At 73.1% G+C, this 18,523-nt stretch carries 14 protein-coding genes and 4 pseudogenes; 4 read left to right on the plus strand and 14 right to left on the minus strand.

Translation table 11 applies throughout. The features are described 5' to 3' along the window. Positions 1-213: pseudogene (locus tag AC6EXY_RS24315) on the plus strand (IS607 family element RNA-guided endonuclease TnpB); the annotation flags it as partial. Between the two features lie 147 nt (positions 214-360). On the opposite strand, the pseudogene AC6EXY_RS24320 reads toward AC6EXY_RS24315, so the two are convergent. Continuing rightward, positions 361-1,008, minus strand: a pseudogene (locus AC6EXY_RS24320) (AfsR/SARP family transcriptional regulator); the annotation flags it as partial. Between the two features lie 275 nt (positions 1,009-1,283). On the opposite strand from AC6EXY_RS24320, the gene AC6EXY_RS24325 reads away from it, so the two are divergent. After that, positions 1,284-2,660, plus strand: a complete 1,377-nt coding sequence (locus AC6EXY_RS24325; protein WP_499818199.1) for an acyltransferase family protein — start codon at positions 1,284-1,286, stop codon at positions 2,658-2,660. Positions 2,661-2,713: 53 nt separating this feature from the next. On the opposite strand, the pseudogene AC6EXY_RS24330 reads toward AC6EXY_RS24325, so the two are convergent. The 8 genes and pseudogenes from AC6EXY_RS24330 to AC6EXY_RS24365 form a co-directional block, all read right to left on the minus strand. Continuing rightward, positions 2,714-2,977: pseudogene (locus tag AC6EXY_RS24330) on the minus strand (hypothetical protein); the annotation flags it as partial. Positions 2,978-2,986: 9 nt separating this feature from the next. Further along, complete coding sequence (locus AC6EXY_RS24335) at positions 2,987-3,238, minus strand: acyl carrier protein (protein WP_101832027.1); 252 nt, start codon at positions 3,236-3,238, stop codon at positions 2,987-2,989. Further along, entirely contained in the window at positions 3,235-5,145 is a 1,911-nt protein-coding gene (locus AC6EXY_RS24340) for an HAD-IIIC family phosphatase (RefSeq protein WP_499818198.1), read from the minus strand. Before AC6EXY_RS24340 ends, AC6EXY_RS24335 begins: the two co-directional genes overlap by 4 nt. A gap of 183 nt (positions 5,146-5,328) precedes the next feature. Then, positions 5,329-5,808: a hypothetical protein gene (locus AC6EXY_RS24345; RefSeq protein ID WP_499818200.1), complete on the minus strand. Its 480-nt coding sequence runs from the start codon at positions 5,806-5,808 to the stop codon at positions 5,329-5,331. A 202-nt stretch (positions 5,809-6,010) separates the two neighbouring features. After that, positions 6,011-6,334: pseudogene (locus tag AC6EXY_RS24350) on the minus strand (LLM class flavin-dependent oxidoreductase); the annotation flags it as partial. 69 nt (positions 6,335-6,403) lie between these two features. Beyond that, the gene (locus AC6EXY_RS24355; RefSeq protein WP_101832029.1) at positions 6,404-7,003 is read right to left on the minus strand and encodes a TetR/AcrR family transcriptional regulator; all 600 of its coding nucleotides are present in this window, start codon (positions 7,001-7,003) and stop codon (positions 6,404-6,406) included. 61 nt (positions 7,004-7,064) lie between these two features. Then, the gene (locus tag AC6EXY_RS24360; protein WP_101832030.1) at positions 7,065-8,573 is read right to left on the minus strand and encodes a DHA2 family efflux MFS transporter permease subunit; all 1,509 of its coding nucleotides are present in this window, start codon (positions 8,571-8,573) and stop codon (positions 7,065-7,067) included. Positions 8,574-8,723: 150 nt separating this feature from the next. Next, positions 8,724-9,929, minus strand: a complete 1,206-nt coding sequence (locus AC6EXY_RS24365) for an LLM class flavin-dependent oxidoreductase (protein ID WP_499818197.1) — start codon at positions 9,927-9,929, stop codon at positions 8,724-8,726. 273 nt (positions 9,930-10,202) lie between these two features. Here AC6EXY_RS24365 and AC6EXY_RS24370 point away from each other — a divergent pair, with 273 nt between their 5' ends. Then, a complete protein-coding gene (locus AC6EXY_RS24370; protein ID WP_101832032.1) occupies positions 10,203-11,411 on the plus strand; it encodes a cytochrome P450 in 1,209 nt (402 codons plus the stop codon). 49 nt (positions 11,412-11,460) lie between these two features. After that, positions 11,461-11,901 (plus strand): nuclear transport factor 2 family protein, encoded by a 441-nt coding sequence (locus AC6EXY_RS24375; RefSeq protein WP_101832033.1) that lies wholly within the window; start codon positions 11,461-11,463, stop codon positions 11,899-11,901. A 46-nt stretch (positions 11,902-11,947) separates the two neighbouring features. On the opposite strand, the gene AC6EXY_RS24380 is transcribed toward AC6EXY_RS24375, so the two are convergent. The 5 genes from AC6EXY_RS24380 to AC6EXY_RS24400 form a co-directional block, all read right to left on the minus strand. After that, the gene (locus AC6EXY_RS24380; protein ID WP_207770312.1) at positions 11,948-12,952 is read right to left on the minus strand and encodes an LLM class flavin-dependent oxidoreductase; all 1,005 of its coding nucleotides are present in this window, start codon (positions 12,950-12,952) and stop codon (positions 11,948-11,950) included. A 128-nt stretch (positions 12,953-13,080) separates the two neighbouring features. After that, positions 13,081-15,003 (minus strand): dipeptide ABC transporter ATP-binding protein, encoded by a 1,923-nt coding sequence (locus tag AC6EXY_RS24385; RefSeq protein WP_499818196.1) that lies wholly within the window; start codon positions 15,001-15,003, stop codon positions 13,081-13,083. After that, positions 14,996-15,868, minus strand: a complete 873-nt coding sequence (locus tag AC6EXY_RS24390) for an ABC transporter permease (protein ID WP_243407554.1) — start codon at positions 15,866-15,868, stop codon at positions 14,996-14,998. Before AC6EXY_RS24390 ends, AC6EXY_RS24385 begins: the two co-directional genes overlap by 8 nt. Continuing rightward, the gene (locus AC6EXY_RS24395) at positions 15,865-16,797 is read right to left on the minus strand and encodes an ABC transporter permease (protein WP_499818195.1); all 933 of its coding nucleotides are present in this window, start codon (positions 16,795-16,797) and stop codon (positions 15,865-15,867) included. The genes AC6EXY_RS24390 and AC6EXY_RS24395 overlap by 4 nt, the downstream gene beginning before the upstream one ends. Next, positions 16,797-18,440 carry an ABC transporter substrate-binding protein gene (locus AC6EXY_RS24400; RefSeq protein ID WP_165818385.1) on the minus strand — a complete coding sequence of 548 codons (1,644 nt, stop codon included), beginning with the start codon at positions 18,438-18,440 and terminating at the stop codon, positions 16,797-16,799. The genes AC6EXY_RS24395 and AC6EXY_RS24400 overlap by 1 nt, the downstream gene beginning before the upstream one ends. Positions 18,441-18,523 lie beyond the last annotated feature (83 nt).

Below are 18,523 nucleotides of genomic sequence, written 5' to 3' on the forward strand. Positions count from 1 at the left end.
GCATGCCAGTCCTGCGGGCTGGTGATCGACCGCGACCTGAACGCCGCGATCAACCTGCGTCACCTCGTCGCCGCTAGTACGTCGGAGACGGTAAACGCCCGTGGAGCCGACCATAAGACCCGCATGAACGGGCGGGTGGCTGGGAAGCGGGAACCTGGCACGGCCAAGGCCGGTCAGACCAGGAGTGCCGGCGCGCAAGTGCCGGCGGCGTGAACGGCGAGCGCTATCGCTCATCGATCCGCAACGGAGTGGCGTCGTACCGGATCCCGTCCCGTCCCGGACCTGCGGCCGGTCGAGGGCGAGCAGCTCGCGCTGGACCCGGGTGAGCGCCTCCCCGGGCCCGGTGCCCAGCTGTTCGCGCAGGTCCCGGCAGTGGCGCTCGAACCGGCCCAGCGCCGCCGCCGGCCCACGCGCCGCCGCCTCGCTGCGCAGCAGGTCGGCCAGCAGGCCCTCGTCGTCGGCGTGGCGCGCGTGGGCCTCCTCCAGCAGCGGCAGCGCCTCGGCGTGCCGCCCCGCCCGGCTTGTGGCCTGGGCCAGCAGGATCCGGGCGGCAGCCAGCTCCCGCTCTGCCACCCGCCGCACGTCGGCGAGCGGACCCTCCTCCTCCACCGACACCGCCGGCAGGGACGCGCCGAGTTCCAGCGCACCCCGGACCAGGCTGGCGGCGGCGAGCGGATCGGTCGCCAGGAGCCGGCCGGCCTCCGTCACACGCTGGCCGAGCAGGCAGCTGTCGACCTGCTCCGCCGGCAGGGCGAGCCGGTATCCCGCACCGTCGCGTGCCACCACCTCGGCACCGCAGAGCGCCCTGGTCCTGGAGACGACCACCTGCAGGCCCTTGGCCGCGTTCACCGGCGGCTCGCCACACCAGATCAGCTCGACCAGCCGTTGCGCGCGCACCGCGCGCCCGTGCTCGGCGGCCAGCGCCGCCAGCAGCGCCCGTGACCGGTCACCCACCACCGGGGCGCCTCTCCAGCGCACCCCGTCCAGGAGAGTGAGGCTCACGACCACCCGATCAGTCTAGGGACGACCTTCCGGTCCTGCCGACGGCCGCCGTGGGCGGACGGAGTCGGCTGTGCGAACCGGGGTGGGCGTTACCAGGGCGGGCGTTACCAGGGCGGGCGTGCCGGGGCCTGTGCGCCCATGTCTCGCGATCCGGCGCCGTTCGGTCCTCCGCCAGCCGGTCGTCGGGCCCGGCTGACAGGCCACTCCCAGGTTCGGGGCATAGGAACGACTCACTGGGGGAGGCAGACGGGCAGCAACCTGACGGCGCCGAGGGAGAGCGGATGGCGGAGCACGGCGGCCTCGACACGCTGGTACGACGCGAACCCCCACCGCTGGACCGGGTTCGTCGCGAACGCGCGGACACCGGTGGTTCCGGTGGAAGCGACGAGAGTGGTGGAGGTGGCGGTCTCGGTCGCAACCCGGCACTGGACGGTCTGCGAGCGCTCGCGGTGCTGTGCGTGCTCGTGTTCCACATGGACGCGCTGCCCGGCGGCTACCTCGGTGTCGACGTGTTCTTCGTGCTCAGCGGCTTCCTGATCACCGGGCAGCTGCTGGCCGAACGGGACCGGGCGGGCGAGGTGTCCCTGATTCGGTTCTACGTGCGGCGCGCCTACCGGCTGCTGCCGGCGTTCTGGCTGCTGGCCCTGGTCGGCCTGGTCGCGGTGGTGACGGGGATCGACGGGCGGGCCGGTGCGCTCGGTGAGTTCCTGGGCAGCCTGGCCGCGTCGGCGATGTATGTGAACAACTACGTCCAGGTGGTGCGGCAGAGCACGGGGGCCGGCTGGCTCGGCCACACCTGGTCGCTGTCCGCGGAGGAGCAGTTCTACCTGCTCTGGCCGCCGGTGCTGGTCGCCCTGTGCCGCCGGCCGCGGCTCGCCCGCCGGCTGCCGGTGGTGCTGCTGGCCGGGGTGGCCGCGGTCGCGCTGTGGCGCAACGTGCTGGCCGCGTTCGGCGCGTCGGCGACCCGGATGTACTTCGGCCTGGACACCAGGGCGGACACGCTGCTCGTCGGCTGCGCGCTGGCCGCCTGGCTGCGCGCGGCGCGTCCCCGGCCGACCGCCACCAGCGGCGCGCGCGCCGGCGGCGGCAGCGTGGCGACGGTCGGCGTGGCGACGGTCGGCGTGGATGGTCCGGCGGTCGCGGCCCCGGGTGCCTGGCGGCGCGGGCTCGACCGGATCACGGGAGTGCTGCCGGCCGTCGGCACGGTGGCGTTCGCACTGCTGGCGGTGGCGACGGTGATCGCGCCGAGCGGCTGGGGACCACGGGCGACGTCGATGTGCCGCGGCGGCTACACCGTCGTCGCCCTGCTCGCCGGGGCCGTCGTGCTCGCCCTCACCCAGGCGGGTCCGACGACCTGGCTGTTCCGCGCCCTCGCGGTCGCGCCGCTCGCCTGGCTCGGCCGGATCTCCTACGGCTTCTACCTCTGGCACTTTCCCGTGGTCGCCCACTGGGGTCCCGGCCTGACCGGCGCCCTTGGCCGCTGGCCGGCCATCCTCGCCGCCGGCCTGCTCTCGGTGGTCCTGGCCGCCGCGTCCTACTACCTGGTCGAACGCCCCATCCTGCGGCGCTGCCCGCGATGGTCGCGCCCGTCCCCGGCCGGGTCCGGGGGGCTGGCGTCAGCCCCGGCACCGCGCGGCGGTGGGGCCGGGCGGAGCTGATGCCACAGCTGCCTCTCCACCGGGTTCGGGGGGACCAGCGGGCACAGGCGCTCCGGGTGCCCGGGGGGCGGGCCGGCCAGGTCCAGGCCGGTCACCGGGGAGTCGGCGGGAGGGGGCGATGGTGCGGGAGCGCCCGGCTCGGGTTCCGCCTCCCCGGGGACCGGTGCCAGCCAGCAGAGCGGAAACGTCCACGAGGGGGCGAAGCAGCCGGCGACCACTCCGTGCGGCCCGCGGACCGTCACCATCGCGGTCCAGCCCTCGAACAGCCACGCCGCGGCACGCCTGATCGACCGCGTCAGTCGCGTCAGTCGCGTCATCTCGTCTGGTCAGCCGGCCGGACGAGGAGACGGCGCGGACGTGCAGACCACGGTGTGCACGTCGCGGAGGCTGGTGGCCGCCAGGACGTCGGGTAGCGAGATGGGCGCGCCGGTCCGCTGTTCGAGGACGGAAAGCAGGGCCAGCAGGTGCACCGAATCCCAGCCGGGCACCTGGTCGAGGTCGAGCTCCGTGTCGGCCTCGGTCAGCGGCAGGCCCAGCTCGCCGCGCAGGAGTTCGACGAACTCGTCGATGGTGATCATGCGGTGCCCTCTCCGGGGTCGGCGTCGACGTGCAGATGCTCGGGCGTCTCCAGCGGCTCGGCGAGGGAATGCCGGAAACACGCGATGTCGCCGTCCGCGTGGTCGCCGGCCGTGGGCACCCGTTCGAATCCGTAGCGCGGGTAGAGGTCGTGGACGAATCCGTTGCGGGCGGAGGGCCGGTAGGTGCCGTGCACGGCCCGCGCGCCACTGGCCCGGGCCTGGTCCAGAATCGTGGAAAGACAGGCCTGTTCGATGCCGCGGGAGAAGACCCGGCAACTGAGCACGAAGTTGTCAATGTGAACGTCCGGGCCGGAGCGCCGCATAAACACGGCGCCGACCAGTCCGTTGTCGCCGAACCGGTCGCGGGAGCGGATGGTGAGCACCCGGGAGTGCGGGTCGGCGAGCAGCTGGTGGACGTCCCCGGGCTGCATCCGCAGGGTGGTGAGATTGAACTGGTTCGTGCGCAGGCTGAGCTGGGAGACGCGCGGTACGTCGGATTCGACGGCGTCCGCCAGGCGGACCGAGACCCGCAGTTCGCGCAGGTATCCCTGCAGCGAGTCGAAGCTCTGCAGGAAATCGTTCCGGTCGGCCTCCTCGCGGTATTTCGTCACGCGGGTCCGGTCTTCCGCCGTGAGCCCCCGGGTGGCGAACCAGCCGTCCGACAGCAGCCGCGTCGGGTGCGACGCCGGCTCGTCGTCGAGCGCCACGACGGCGACGGCGGGCAGCTCCCGGCTGACCAGCTCACACTCGAAGCGACTGTCATCGACGAAGACGAGGCTGTCCAGCCCGAGGTTGAGCGCCTCGGCGAGGTCGGCCAGGGCCTCGTGCTTGGGCCGCCAGCTCGCCGTGACACGCACGAAGTCGTCCTCCCGCAGCGGCATGTCCGTGCGGCGGCGCAGGGCCTCCCGGACCAGGTCACGGTCGTTCTTGCTCACGATCGCCAGCAGCACGCCCTGGGATCCGAGCTGGCGCACCACCCGCTGGAAGCGGGCGAACGCCTCGCCCCGCGGCGCGTCGGCGACCTCGATGCCCTCGACGCCGTCCTCGCCGAGGATTCCTCCCCACAGCGTGCCGTCGAGATCGAGCACCAGGCACTTGCGGGTGCGCCCGGCGAGGTGCCGGGCGAGATGCCCCACCTCCGCGGCATAGACGGCGAGCAGGGCCGGGGACAGGTGCGCCCTGGCGTAGGTGCTCAGCCGCTGCTCGGTGAGCGCGACACCGTCGGCGAGGAACGGATCGAGATCGACGACGACCAGGCTCGGGTGGCCCGCGGCCAGCCGCAGCAGCCGCGCGTTCGCCTCCCGCCACAGCGCGCCGAGTGTCGCGCGGGCGCCGAGGTCGACGAGCTGCGCCTGCCACAGCCGCGGCAGCGGCAGGGTGTTGAGGACGAGCACTCCCCGTCCGCGCGCTTCGAACTCGGTCACCAGGTGCTCGAGGAGCTGGACCTTCTCGTCGAACGCGCGGGCCACGTCCGCGGGTTGCCACTCCACGGGCAGTTCGTCGAGGACGACCATCGGATCCAGCACGCACAGCGTCAGGTCGGGCTTCTCGGCGTAGAGGCGGCTTGTCGGGTCCGCGAGGTCGAAGACGTAGCCGTCGAACGCCGAGACCACCGGGCGTAGCAGCAGGCCATGCCGGGCCAGCTGCATCGTCAGCGGCGCCAGCAGCGGCGCCAGGGTGCCATGTCCGGTGATCGCCAAGGTGAGGACCGGTGTCGTCGGATGGGCTCGCAGCACGTCGTCCGGATCGAGGCGGGCGAGCAGGTGGCCGGCGCGGAGGCGCTCGGCGTCCGGCAGGGCGGCGAGCCAACCTGGCACCTCGGCATAGCGAGATGCCAGGTCGCCACGCTGGAACGCGGCGAACAGCTGGCTGGCGGATTCGGGGACGGCGGTCTGGGTGTCGTCCATCCTCACTCCTGGTCGGCGGCTGGCCCCGCCGACGCCCAGGAGTGAGGCAGGAACGCCTGCGCACCACGATCGAGGGGCCCGGGGCCGCTACCTCTCGATCGTCGCCCGGGCGGCTAAAACCCGGCTTTGGTGTGGTTAAGCTCGCGGCCCGTGCCGCCAGCCAGGACGGCACGCCGACCCGGGTCAGTGTTTCGGTCGTGCCGTCCGGTCAGGGGATGCCCGCGCCGACGGCCGGGCGGGGCAGGCCCAGCCGTTCCCGCAGGGTCGTGGCCTCGTAACCACCGCGGAACAGCCCGCGCTCCCGCAGGGCCGGGCGACGCCGCGGGTGATGGCCGGCAGGTCGTGGCGCGAGACGCCGGGGCGGAGCCGGAACCCCTCGACCCCGAGGCCGTGCCAGTCGGCGAGCAGGTCGGCGAGGCCCTCCGGGGTTCCGGTGAAGATCAGTGCGTCCGAGGTGGTCTCCGCGCCCGCCAGCGCGTCCAGCCGTCGCAGGCGGGTCCGCGCCTCCTGCTCGGTCCGGTCCAGGAAGACGACGAGGTCGGCGAAGACGCGCAGGGGTGACCTGCGGCCCGCCTCCGCCTCGAGCTTGCGGACCCAGTCCACGGTCGCGGTCACCGCGTCGGTCTCCCGCGGGGTGAGGAAGACGACGTCGGCGTTGCCCACGGCGAACCGGTGCGAGTGCTCGGCGTGCGACAGCGCCGGTCAGGTATTCGGCCACGCCAGGGTCGCGGGGGCTGGTGAACCGCGGCGGCGTCCGGCGGGGACCGGGCATGGACACGCCGTGCGCGGCGGACAGCGGACGCCAGCCCACGCGGCCGCCGGTGAGGTGATCGAGCGTGGCAACCGTGGTCGCCAGCCGGAAGGGGTCGGAGTGGATGGTGGCGGCGGGCACCAGTCCGATGCGCGTGGTCAGCCGGGCGGTGTAGGCGGCGACCAGCAGGGTGTCGAGGCGGCCGCTGACCTGGTCGGCGCGGTCGTCGGGAGTGCCGGGGCGGGCGGACTGCAGGGCGGGGGAGTCCTCCATCGTCACGAAGTCCAGCAGTCCCCGCTCCGCCTCGACGATCTGCTCGCCCCAGTAGTCGGCGGTGAGCAGGTCGCCGCCGCCCGCGTCGGAGTCGCGCCAGGCCGCCGGGTGCCACCCGGCATCGGCGAGGGCGACGGCGAGGTGTAAGCGGCTGTTTTCGGGCATGGCGCGCCTCCAGATGGCGGCTGGCCGCCGCCGTTGGTCGTCCGCGTGCTCGGTGGGGTCCGGAGGGGATCAGCTCCGGGGGCGCAGTCCCGTCATGACGAAGTCGAGCAGTCGGGCACCGTCGTCCGACGTCTGCTCGGCGGTGAGCGCGATGGCGTTGATCAGCTTCAGCAGTGTCGAGGTATCCAGATCGGAGCGGAACGAGCCGGCGGCCTGGGCCGCCCGGAGCAGGCCGTCCACCGCCATCCGCATCTCCCGGCACGCCTGGTACAGCAGGGATGACTCGTGGTGCAGGGTCGGCATCAGCGACGACGCCAGCCACCGGTAGGCGGTCAGGTGCCGGACGAACGCGCCGATCCACTCCAGCAGCGCGTCCTCGGCGCTCAGCCCCGCGGCGGGCTCGGCCGCCAGCTGCCGCAGGGATTCGAAACGGTCGGAGAGCACGGCCTCCAGCAGGGCCTCGCGGGTCGCGAAGTGCCGGTAGACGGTGCCGACGCCGACGCCGGCGAACCGGGCGACCTCGTGCAGCGAGGCGTCCGCCCCCTGGGCCGCGAAGACCGACCGGGCCGCGGACAACACCCGGGCGCGGTTGCGGGCCGCGTCCGCCCGGACAGGTTGACCCTGTGCTGACTGGTCCGCGTGGATGCGCGGGGTCGCTGTCGGCGTCATCGTGGCCCCCTTGGTGTGTGCACCGCCAGAATCGCACAGACGCGCGGCCGGTCGGGACCGGTCACTGTTGTGGAGCGGACCGTGCGGGGTCACGGATGACGACCACCGCGAGGACGACGGCGGCGGCGGCCAGTGCCGCGGGCACGTACATCGCCGAGGCGATGCCCTCGGCCCACGCGTGCCGGAGTTGCGCGGCCGGGCTGAGCCCTGGCACCGGGTGAGCGGCGGAGTCGCGCAGCGAGGTGCCGTACACCGTGGTCAGCACCGCGACGCCCATGGTCGAGCCGACCTGCTGCAGGCACTGGAGCAGGCCGGAGGCGGAGCCGGTGGCCTGGGGCGGCAGCCCGGCGAGGATCACCGAGTTCAGCGGCATGAACGTCAACCCGATGCCGACGCCGAACAGCAACAGCGGCCCGAGCACGCTCGCCGGATAGCTGGACCGGTCGTCCAGCAGCACCAGCCAGACCGCCGCCCCGGCGAGCATCACTGTGCCGATCGTGGTGAGCCGCTTGCCGCCAAGTTTGGTCATCATTGTCGGCGCGGTGCGCGCGCAGACGAACTGCAGCGCCGCCATGGGCAGGAACGCGAGCCCGGCGCGCAGCACGCTGAAACCCAGCACCTGCTGGACGAAGACCGACATATACAGCATGACGCCGCCCATGGCCGCGCCCAGCAGCAGCATGTTGGTGTACGCGGCGGCGCGGGTGCGCTGGCCGAGCAGCCGGTAGGCGACGATCGGCTGCTCGGCGCCACGCTCGATCAGTGCGAAGGCGACGAGCAGGACCGCCGCGGCGCCGAACGCGCTCAGAGTGAGGCCGTCGGACCATCCGTCGGAGGCGGCGCGGATGAAGCCGTAGGCAAGCGAGGCCACCCCCAGCGCGGAGGTGATGGCACCGCCGACGTCGAACCGGGCCGAGTGGCGCGGAGTGTCCTTCAGGAACCGCGGGGCGAGCAGCGCGGTGGCGGCGCCGAACGGCAGGTTGATGAAGAACACCCAGCGCCAGGAGGCGGTGGCCAGCAGCCCGCCGAGGATCAGGCCGAGGGTCAGTCCGAGTCCGGCCATCATGGAGAACACGCCGAGCGCCCGGTGGCGCGCGGGCCCGTCGGCGAACGTGGTCGCCAGCAGGGCGAGTGACGCGGGTGCCGCGAACGCCGCTCCGGCGCCCTGCACCGCCCGCGCGGCGATGAGCATCTCGGCGTTGCCGGCCAGCCCGGCGGCGAGGGAGGCGAGTGTGAACACGACGAGCCCGCCGACGAACAGCCGACGCCGCCCGAACGCGTCGCCGGCGCGCCCGCCGAGCAGCAGCAGGCCGCCGAAGGCGAGCGAGTACCCGACCTGGACCCAGGCTGCGCCACTGGTGGACAGCGACAGGTCTTCGGTGATCTTGGGTAGTGCGACGTTCACGATCGTGCCGTCCACCACCACCATGAGCTGACAGGTGACGATGAGCGCCAGTGCGACGGCGAGGCGACGTCGATGTCGCGCCTCGGCAGCCGGATCGGTGGCGGGCTCCACGATCACTGGCTGGGCCGGCCCGGCCAGTGCGGCCTGCTGGTCCTGGCTGGTCATGACACGTGCCTCCGGGCGGAGATCGAGGCCGGATGGGTGGCCAGGCGATTCGGACAGGTGGTCCGTTTCGACGATACGGACCGCCAGTCCGCTTTTCAAGCAGGCGCGGCGGTCAGCGAGCGCCCGGCTACCCGATCCTGACCGGGTCGGTCAGCTGGCCCAGGCCGCCAGCCGGGCCGGCGCCGCGGCCGCGATGCCGAGCCGCTCGCGCAGCGATCCGCTCCCGTACCGGGAGCGCAGGACGCCACGGTCGCGCAGCTCGGGGACGAGGCCCTGGGTGATCGCGAGAAGGTCGTGGGGCAGCGCCGCCGGCCGCAGTCGGAAGCCCGTCACCCCCAGTGACCGCCAGGAATGGAGAAGATCGGCCAGATCGCCGGGGGTGCCAGTAAAGATCAGGGCATCGGAGGTCAGGGGGGTGCCGTTCAGCTCGTCGAGGCGGGCCCTGCGCTCGTCCGCCGCCGCCTGCGTGTCCTCGAGCAGTACCAGCAGGTCCGCGTACACCCGCAGGGGAGCCGGCCGCGGGACGGTCGCCTCCTGTTCCCGCAGGTCGGCGAGGATCTGCGGGAGGTCATCGAGGCCCGGCGGGGTCACGATGGCGAGGTCGGCCGACCGGGCCGCGAACTCGTGGGAGTAGCGGGTGTGGGACAGCGTGATCACGACGGGATGCCCCTGGGGTGGGCGCGGCGTGGTGGCGGGGCCGTCCACGCTGAACCAGTCGCCGGTGATGTCGAGGGCCCGCACCTTCGCCGGGTCGACGAACCATCCGGCGTCCGGCTGACGGACGAGCGCGTCATCGCCCCAGGTGTCCCAGAGTTGGCGGACCAGGTCGACGGTCTGTGAGCCCGCGGCGAAACCGCGCCGCAGATACGCCACCACCTCGGGATTGTCCAGGGTGCGCGGCGGGGACGGGCGTGGTTCCCGGTGTGCCGGCAGCGGCCCGGCGGCGCCGCGGTGGACCGCGATCGTGCGCCAGCCGGCCCGGCCGCCGCTGAGGTGGTCCAACGTGGCGAGGCCGGTCGCGAGCCGGTACGGGTCGGTCCGCGTGGTCACCGACGGGACGATGCCGAGCGAGGAGGTCGCCAGCGCCATCGTGGTGGCCGCCAGCAGCGGGTCGAGCCGGCCGCGCACCTGGTCGTGCCGGTCGTCGGGCTGGCCGGCCTGGACGGACTGGATCTCCGAACTGTCCTCGATCGTGACGAAGTCCAGCAGGCCCCGCTCGGCCTCGCGGGCGAGGTCCTGCCAGTAGGCGGCGGTGAACAGGTCCGCCGGACGCGCGTCCGGCGCGCGCCACGCCGCGGGATGCCACCCGGCGTCGTTGAGCGCGACCGCGAGGTGCAGGGACTGGTCCGTCGTCATGTGCGGCTCCTGGGAGGTGCCCGGGATGGGCGGGCACCGGGTCGGGCGGTGGTGGTGGACCGCGGGTCATGGGCATCCCACGGTCACGTCAGACGCGAAAGGGACACTTGGTCCGTTTCGGGTTGCGAACAGAGTACGGCAGGGTCGCGCCGATCGGATGTGATCGGAGTGATTCGTGTGGACCAAGTGACGCTTTAGGCGTTCCTATTAGCGTCTGCCCGCGGACCCCGGAGTTCCTGACCCGTTTCCCAGTGACTGTGCGGAGGCCGCGCGATGACCGAGTCCGTCGACGAGGTTCCACGCTTTCCTTTTCCCGACGGCCCGCAGGGCAGCCCCCCGCACGAGTACGCCGAGCGGCGCGCGCGGTGCCCGTTCGGCGAGGTGCAGCTGCCCAGTGGCGATCGCGGCGTGCTGCTGGTGACCTACCGCGACGTGGCCGCTGCCATGTCCGATCCCCGGCTGAGCCACAACCTGACCGCCCCCGGATCGCCGCGCGTGATGCGTGGGCCGAGCGCCCTGGACGACCCGGAGTTCATCCTGAACAAGGAGGGTCCGGACCACCTGCGGCTACGGCGGATTATCGCGGCCACCTTCACCCCGCGGGCCATCGAGCGGTGGAAGCCGGTGATCCGCGCGACCGCCCGTGAGCTGATCGACGACATGGAGAAGCAGGGGGGTCCCCTCGATCTCGTGCGGGCCTACGGGCTCGCGCTGCCGATCCGCATCATCTGCCAGCTTATGGGCGTGCCCGAGCGGGACGCGGACCGGTTCCGCACGTGGTCGATGGCGCTGGCCTCGGCCGTCGTGATGGAACCCGCCGAGCGCGGCCGGCGCATGGTCGAGTTCATGGGCTACGTACGTGAGCTGATCGCCGAGCGCCGGCGGGAGCCGCAGGACTTCCTCCTCGACAGTCTCATCGCGGCGCGCGACGGCGAGGACAAACTGACCGAGGCCGAGCTCGAGAACCTCGTCCTCAGCCTGATCGGCGCCGGCAACGAGACGACGTCCAACGTCCTCGGGAAGTCGTTCTTCGTCCTGCTGCGCGACGACGCGGTGCTGTGGCGGAGCCTGGCCGCCGATCCCGGGCTCGTGCCGTCGGCCGTCGCGGAGATGCTGCGGTACAACCCGCTGGGCAACGGTGGCTCGCTGCGCCTCGCCACCGAGCGGGTCACGTTGCCCTCGGGCACCGTCGAGAAGGGGCAGGCGGTGTTCGTCGCGACGGCCTCGGCGATGCGGGACGAGACCGTGTACGACGAGCCCGACACGGTCCGCCTCGACCGGGACGCGCCGCCGGTGCTGGCCTTCGGGGCCGGACCGCACTACTGCGTGGGCGCCTATCTGGCCAGAGCGGAGATCGGCATCGCCCTCGAGCAACTGTCGTCGCGTCTCCCGGGACTTCGGCTGGCCGTCGAGCCCGAGGAGGTCAGGTTCACGGGCGGCGATCTCATGCGGCCCGTCGAAGCGCTGCCGGTGACCTGGTAGCAGCCCGAACCGCCTCCGATCCCCGATTTCGACGAAAGGTCTGTCCATCATGTCCGACGTCAGCACGACGGTGCCCCACGCCTCGCCCCGGACCATCATTGACCGAATGCTGGAGCTGCTGGGCCGGCACGACTACTCGGGCTTCGCCGACATCTTCGCCGAGGACGCTGTCTGTGACATGCCGTTCATGACGGTTCCCGTCCTGCGGCACATCGAGGGCCGGGAGAAGATCAAGGCGACGATCGCCGGTGCGGAGGCGGCCAGCCCGATCAAGCTCGGCGAGGTCAGGTCGCCGGTGGTCTACGAAACCAGCGACGCGGAGCTGTGGTTCGTCGAGTACACGGCGACCGGGACGGTGACGACGACCGGCGGTTCGTACCGCACGACGTACTTCGTCATGCTGCGCATCCGTGACGGCCTGATCCACTACTACCGCCAGTACAACGAGAGCGGCGCCGCGATCATCGCCTCGACCACCCCCGCCGGCTGACCGGCGCCGCGAGGGCCGCGCCGGTCGCTCGGCGCCGGCCCCGCGCTCAGAGCTCCTCGGCGACCTTCGCGAGGAGCTCGTAGGAGTGCACCCGCGCGCCGAAGTCGTGGGTCGACGTTGTCGCGATGACCTCGGCGGCGCCGGTCGCCTCGACGAGCTGCGCGATCTTCGCCCGGACGCGATCCGGCCCCCCGATCACATGGGTCTCCAGGCGCTCGGCGACAGCCGCGCGCTGCGCGGGGGTCAACGGATACCGCGCGGCTTCGGCGTCGGTCGGCAGCAGCTGTGGCGGTTGCCCTGAGCGCAGCAGCACCATGCTGACCGCGACCGGGAGCGCCAGCCGGGCCGCCTCGGCATCGGTCTGCGCGACGACGACGGTGGCGGCCAGGATGAGATCGGGCCGGGCGCGCACGGGCGACGGCTCGAAGGCGCGGTGGTATTCCGCCGCGGCGGCCGCCGCGCCGGCGGGGTTGAAATGATGAGCGAACGCGTAGGGCAGGCCCAGCCTGCCGGCGAGCCGCGCGCTGTCGGGACTCGACCCCAGCAGCCAGACGTCCGGCGCGTTGCCCACCGCGGTGACGGCCTGGACCGGACGCGGGTGCCGCGGGTCCGCCGGGGAGAAGTAGCCGAACAGCTCGGCCAGATGCGCAGGGAAGTCGCGGTCCGCACCCCGGCGCAGCGCCGTCGCGGTGGGGCCGTCCAGCGCGCCGGCTCGGCCAATGCCCAGGTCGATCCGCCCGGGGAAGAGGGCCTGCAGCGTCCCGAACTGCTCGGCGACGATCAGCGGCGGGTGGTTGGGCAGGATCACCCCGCCCGAGCCGACGCGCAGGCTCGTGGTGGCGGCGGCCAGCCGGGCGGCCAGGACCGCGGGTGTCACGCTCGCCACGCTTGGCGTGTTGTGATGCTCCGCCAGCCAGTAGCGCACGTAGCCCGCGGACTCGGCCGCTCGCGCGAGTTCCACGGCCTCGTTGAGCGCGGTCGCGGGCGTGGTGTCCGACCAGACCGGGGCCGTGTCGAGGACTGACAGGCGCAGGCCGGATGCAGTGGTCACGTTGCTTCCCTCCGTGGCGCGGATCTGCAGGGGATTGCTGTCGGGCGACGGTCACACTGCTGACGGCAAGGGCGTGCCGGGTCGTGCGTGCGATGCGCGGTCTCGATGTCGCGCAGGCGGGCCCACGACTACGGTAGTGGCTCGCCAGTTGTCCTTGCGTAGCCGGTCGTGTCCCGTCGCGCACCACCGTCCTTGGCGAGGTCGACGCGTCCGGGCCGCAACCGGGGCAGCGCCGCGAGCAGGTCCTGGGTGTAGGGATGGCCCGGGTGTTCGAAGACCTCGTCGGCGTCGCCCGCCTCGACCACGCGGCCGGCGCGCATGACCATCACCCGATCGCTGAGATGCTGGACGACGCCGAGGTCGTGCGAAACGAAGAGCATGGCGGTGCCCAGGTCGCGGCGCAGGCCGTCGAACAGGTCGAGGATCTGGGCCTGGACGGACACGTCGAGCGCCGAGACCGGCTCGTCGCAGACCAGCACCGCGGGCTCGGGGGCCAGGGCGCGGGCGACGGCGACCCGCTGTCGTTCCCCACCGGACAGCTGCGCCGGACGGCGGTCCAGCAGGCCCGCGGCGAGACCGACCCGGTCCAGCAACGCGGCGACGCGGCGGCGCCGCTGGTCGCCCCGCTCCGGCACGGCCTCGCCGACGATGCGCGCGACGGTGTACCGCGGGTCGAAGGAGCCGAGCGGATCCTGCGGCACGAGCTGGATCCGTCGCCGCAGCGGGCGGCGCTGTGGCTCGGGTCGTCGCGACCATGCCTCGCCGTCTAGAAGCACCGTGCCCGAGTCGGGTGCCAGCAGCGCGAGGATGAGGTTGGCGACCGTGGTCTTGCCGGATCCCGACTCGCCGACGACCCCGAGGATCTCCGCCGGTCGAAGCTCGAACGACACGTCATCGACGGCGCGGCGGGCCGAGCCGTCCGGCCCGGGAAAGGACTTGGTCAGCCCGCTCGCGGTCAGGATGGGCGCGGTGGCCTGCACCGGCCGGGCCTGCACCGGCAGGGACCGGGCGGGCGCCGCGGGTGCGGTGGGCCGGGCGGGTTCGGCGTACCAGCAGCGGGCCGACCGACCGGGCCCGACCGGTACCGCGGTCGGTCGCTGTTCGAGGCACCGGTCGGTCACCTGCGGGCATCGCGGCGCGAACACGCATCCGCCGGTGGGCCGCGGGGTGGCGGCGGCCGTCGTGGGGGGCGCGAGCGGCAGGCCCCGGTTGGCCGCCGAGGGCACGGCCGCGAGCAGGAGCCGGGTGTAGGGGTGCGCCGGTGTGCTGAGCAGATCCGCCGCCGGTCCCTGCTCGACGATCAGGCCCTGGTACATCACCGCCACCCGGTCCGCGATCCCGGCGACGACCGCGAGGTCGTGGCTGACGAGCAACAGGGCCGTGCCGGCGGACTTGCGGCCTGCCAGCGAGGCTAGCAGCCTCGCCTGGGTGGTGACGTCGAGCGCGGTGGTCGGTTCGTCGGCGACGAGGATGGGCGGCTCCGCGGCCATCGCCGCGGCGATCAGTGCTCGCTGGCGCAGTCCGCCGGACAACTCGTGCGGGTACTGGCGGGCGCGCACCTCCGGCTCGGGGACTCCGGCCTGGTCCAGCAGGTCGACGACGCGGCCGGGGACGTCCCGACCGGCGACCACCCGATGGTTGCGCAGCGCCTCGGCGATCTCGGCGCGGACCGGCCGCAACGGATCGAGCGAGACCAGCGCGTCCTGGAGCACCAGGCCGATGCTGCCGCCGCGGACCTGGCGCAGGCGACGCGCGGACATGGAGAGCAGGTCCTCGCCGTCGAGGTCCATCCTTTCGGCCTCGACGCGCGCCCGCGGTCCGGCGAGGCCGAGCAGGGAGCGCACCGTCACACTCTTGCCCGACCCCGACTCGCCGACGATGGCCAGGCACTCGCCTGCGGCGAGGGTGAGGTCCACGCCCCGCACGGGGCGAACGCGGGAGCGATGCGCCGGAAAGGTGACTCGCAGGTCGCGCACGTCCAGCAACGGCCGCCCGGGCGGGCCCGGCGCGGGGGCTGGCGGGCGCCGTGGCCCGGTCGCGGAGTCAGGCACGGGGCACCGACTCCCGGCGCTCGAAGCGGCGCTGCAGGTCCCGGCCGGCGATGTTCAGCGCGACGACGGTCAGGGCGATGGCGACGCCGGGAAACACCGCGGGGGCCCAGGCGACGGCGAGGTAGTTGCGGCTGGTGGACAGCATCGACCCCCACTCGGCCTGCGGCGCGCGCGGACCCAGGCCGAGGAAGCTGAGCGTCGTCCCCGCGATGATTGCCGAGCCGATGTTGATCATCGAGAAGACGAGCAGCGGAGGCAGCGCGTTCGGCAGCACGTGGCGCAGCTGGATCGACAGGGGCGGGCGACCGAGGACGACGGCGGCGCGGACGAAGTCGGACCGGCGGACCACCAGGCTCTGCGATCGTGCGATGCGCAGGAATCCCGGCATCGTCGCGCAGGCCAGCGCGATCACGGAGTTGGTGGAGCCCGGTCCGAGCGTCGCGATGACCAGCAGCGCCAGCAGAAGGCCGGGAAAGGCGAGCAGCACGTCGGCCAGGCGCATGATCACGGTGTCCGCCCGCCGGCCCCAGGTCGCGGCGGCGACACCGAGCGCCGCGCCGATCACGAGTGCGATCAGGGTGGATCCGACGCCGATCAGCAGCGACGGCCTGGCCCCGTAGACGATCCGGCTGAGGATGTCGCGGCCGAGCTCGTCCGTGCCGAGCGGATGGCCGCCTCCCGGCGGGGCGAGTGCGACGGCGGGATCCGCGGCGTCCGGTGCCAGCGAGGTGAACGCGCCCGGCCAGGCCAGGGCGACCAGGATCAGCCCCACCACGGCCCAGGACACGGCCAGCGGCGCCCGACCGATCCGTCCCGCCAGGCCGCCGCGTATCCGCAGGGTCGCGGCCTCGGGTGGCGCGGTCACGCCGTCGCCGTGCGCAGCCGGGGATCGACGACGCGGTAGAGAACGTCGATGACCAGGTTGAGGACGCAGAACACCAGCGCGGACACCAGCACGACGCCGGTGACCGTCGGCAGGTCCCGCGACGTGATGGCGGTCGCGGCGATCCGTCCCAGGCCCTGTCGGCTGAAGACCGTCTCGACCACCACCGTGCCGCCGAGAAGCGCGCCGAGGATCCATCCCGACACGGTGAGCAGCGGGATCAGGGTGTGCCGCAGACCGTGCCGCAGCCGCACCATGGTCTCCCCGGTTCCCCGGGCGCGGGCGCTGACGGTGAACGGCTCGTCGAGGGCCCGCTCAAGCCCGTCTCGCAGCACCTGGGTGAGAACTCCAATGATGCTGACGGCGAGGGTCACCGCCGGCAGCACGAGCCCGCGTACGCTCGTGCCGCTGATCACCGGGAACCAACCGAGTCGGAACGAGAACAGGCTGAGGAGCAGGATGCCGATCCAGAAGCTCGGGCTGGACGTCAGCAGCAGTTCGCCGCCCGACGACAGTCCGCGCATCGCCGGGCGGCGCCCCGCCGTGGCCACGGCGAGCGGCACCGACACCGCGAAGGCGATCGCCAGCGCCGCCACGGCGAGGGTGACCGTCGCCCACACCTGCTCCCGGAGCACCCGCGTGACCGGCTCGTGCAGCTGGTATGACGTGCCGAGGTCGCCGCGCAGCAGCCGGCCGAGGAAGACGACGTACTGCACGGCCAGCGGACGGTCCAGCCCCATCTCGTGCCGGGTCGTCGCCACCAGCTCGGCCGACGGGTTGGGCACCCCGAGCGACACCTCGGCCGGGTCACCCGGCAGCAGGTGGTACGCGGCGAAGGTGACGGTCTCGGCGCCCACCAGGACGCCGAGCGCCCGCAGGAACGGCTTCGCCAGTCGTCGCGACACGGTCATCAGCCGCTCAGCCAGGCGCCGGTGAGCACCGGATCGCCGCTGGCGCTGAAGGACAGCCCGTGGACGCGGGTACTCGTGCCCAGCAGGTAGGTGGGCACGTAGATCGGGATGGCGTACGCCTGATCGATGACCCGGGCCTGGACCGCGGCGTAGTCACGCCTGCGCACCGTGCCGTCGCTGCTGGCGGCGGCCTCGTCGAGCTGCCTGTCCAGGGTCGGGTCGCGCAGGCCGAGGACGTTGTAGCCGCCCTTCGACAGCACCTCCGCCGAACCGAACAGCAGGCGAAGGATGTCCGGTTCGGCGCGCTGGGTGCTCACCGCGACGATGTCCGCGGTGCGCGTCGCGACCGCCCGCGTGTAGGTGCCGGAGTCCTGACCGACGACGTCGAGGTGGATGCCGAGCTTGCGGGCGGAGGCCTGGATGCCCTGGTAGAGCACGTCCCGCTGCTCACGCAGGAACTGGGCCGGGTACGGCAGGAAGATCCTCAGCTGCTGTCCGTCGCGGGTCCGGTAGCCCTGCCCGTCGCGACCGGTCCAGCCCGCCTCGTCGAGCAGTCGTCCGGCGAGCGCCGGGTCCGGCCGCCAGCTGTTCTCCAGTGCGCGGTCGTAGGCGGCGGTGGTGGGGCTCAGCGCGCTCCACGCGCGCGCGTACTGCCCGAAGTACACCGATGTCGTGAGGGCGGTGAAGTCGACGCCCCGCTGTAGCGCGCGGCGTACCCGCAGGTCCGTCAGGGGCCCGCGGGTGGTGTTGAGGTACAGCGTGAAGACCCCGCCGGGGGCCTGGTCGGTCAGGAGCCGCAGGCCGTTGCCGCGGACCGTGCGGGCGCTGACCGGCGGTACCTGCGCGATGGCGTTGACCTGGCCGCTGGTCAGCGCGCCGAGCCGGGCGGCGTCCTCCTTGATGAACGAGACGGTGATCCCGTCGAGGTAGGCGGCGCCGGGACGGGCGCCGGGGGCGTTCGGACCCCAGGTGTAGGCGGCGTTGCGGCGCAGGGCGAGGCGCTGGGTCTTCGTCCACGACACGAACGAGAACGGCCCGCTGCCCACCGGGTGGACGCACTGCTGCGTGGTCGGGCGGGTGAGCGCACGGGGCGACTGGATGCCCAGGAAGGGGGTGCTCAACGCCTGCAGGATGCTCGCATCCGGACGGGCGAGCCGCACGGCCACGGTCGTCGGGTTGACGATGTCCGCGCCCTGGTAGGTGCGCAGCAGGCTGCCGGCGTAGAGGGACTTGGTCGCCGGCGCCACCGCGTGGTCGAGCGTCGCCCGCACCGCGTCGGCGGTCAGCGGCGCGCCGTCGTGGAAGGTGACCCCCTTGCGCAGCGTGAAGGTGTAGGTCCGCCTGTCCGGCGACGTGGTCCACCGCTCGGCCAGCCACGGGTGGAAGCTCAGGTCGGGTGCCTGGTAGACCAGCGAGTCGAAGATGTTCCGGTCGATCAGCGCGGTGACGTTCAGAGGGTCGTAGCCCGGGTCGAGACAGCCCGGCTCGGTCTCGGCGGCGAAGGTGAGCGTGCCGCCGGAGCGCGGGCTCGCCGCCGCCGTCGGTGCGTCGTTTCCCCCACAGCCGCTGGCGAGGAGTCCCACCAGCACCAGCAGTGCCGCGAGCCCGGCCGGGGCCCGCCGCCCCCAACGGTCCCGCCGCACCCGGCTCCACCGACGTCGCCGCCGCGCTGCGGTGCCCGTGACCAGCTGCGTCGAAACCACAGACGTCCCCCTCGCGGTGCGTG

The organism is Frankia sp. RB5 (genome assembly GCF_059816245.1).

What these genes read in the sequence shown, in the direction of transcription:
- AC6EXY_RS24325 (WP_499818199.1), top strand. Translation starts at nt 1,284, where the DNA reads ATGGCGGAGCACGGCGGCCTCGACACGCTGGTACGACGCGAACCCCCA.
- AC6EXY_RS24335 (WP_101832027.1), bottom strand. Translation starts at nt 3,238, where the DNA reads ATGATCACCATCGACGAGTTCGTCGAACTCCTGCGCGGCGAGCTGGGC.
- AC6EXY_RS24340 (WP_499818198.1), bottom strand. Translation starts at nt 5,145, where the DNA reads ATGGACGACACCCAGACCGCCGTCCCCGAATCCGCCAGCCAGCTGTTC.
- AC6EXY_RS24355 (WP_101832029.1), bottom strand. Translation starts at nt 7,003, where the DNA reads ATGACGCCGACAGCGACCCCGCGCATCCACGCGGACCAGTCAGCACAG.
- AC6EXY_RS24360 (WP_101832030.1), bottom strand. Translation starts at nt 8,573, where the DNA reads ATGACCAGCCAGGACCAGCAGGCCGCACTGGCCGGGCCGGCCCAGCCA.
- AC6EXY_RS24365 (WP_499818197.1), bottom strand. Translation starts at nt 9,929, where the DNA reads ATGACGACGGACCAGTCCCTGCACCTCGCGGTCGCGCTCAACGACGCC.
- AC6EXY_RS24370 (WP_101832032.1), top strand. Translation starts at nt 10,203, where the DNA reads ATGACCGAGTCCGTCGACGAGGTTCCACGCTTTCCTTTTCCCGACGGC.
- AC6EXY_RS24375 (WP_101832033.1), top strand. Translation starts at nt 11,461, where the DNA reads ATGTCCGACGTCAGCACGACGGTGCCCCACGCCTCGCCCCGGACCATC.
- AC6EXY_RS24395 (WP_499818195.1), bottom strand. Translation starts at nt 16,797, where the DNA reads ATGACCGTGTCGCGACGACTGGCGAAGCCGTTCCTGCGGGCGCTCGGC.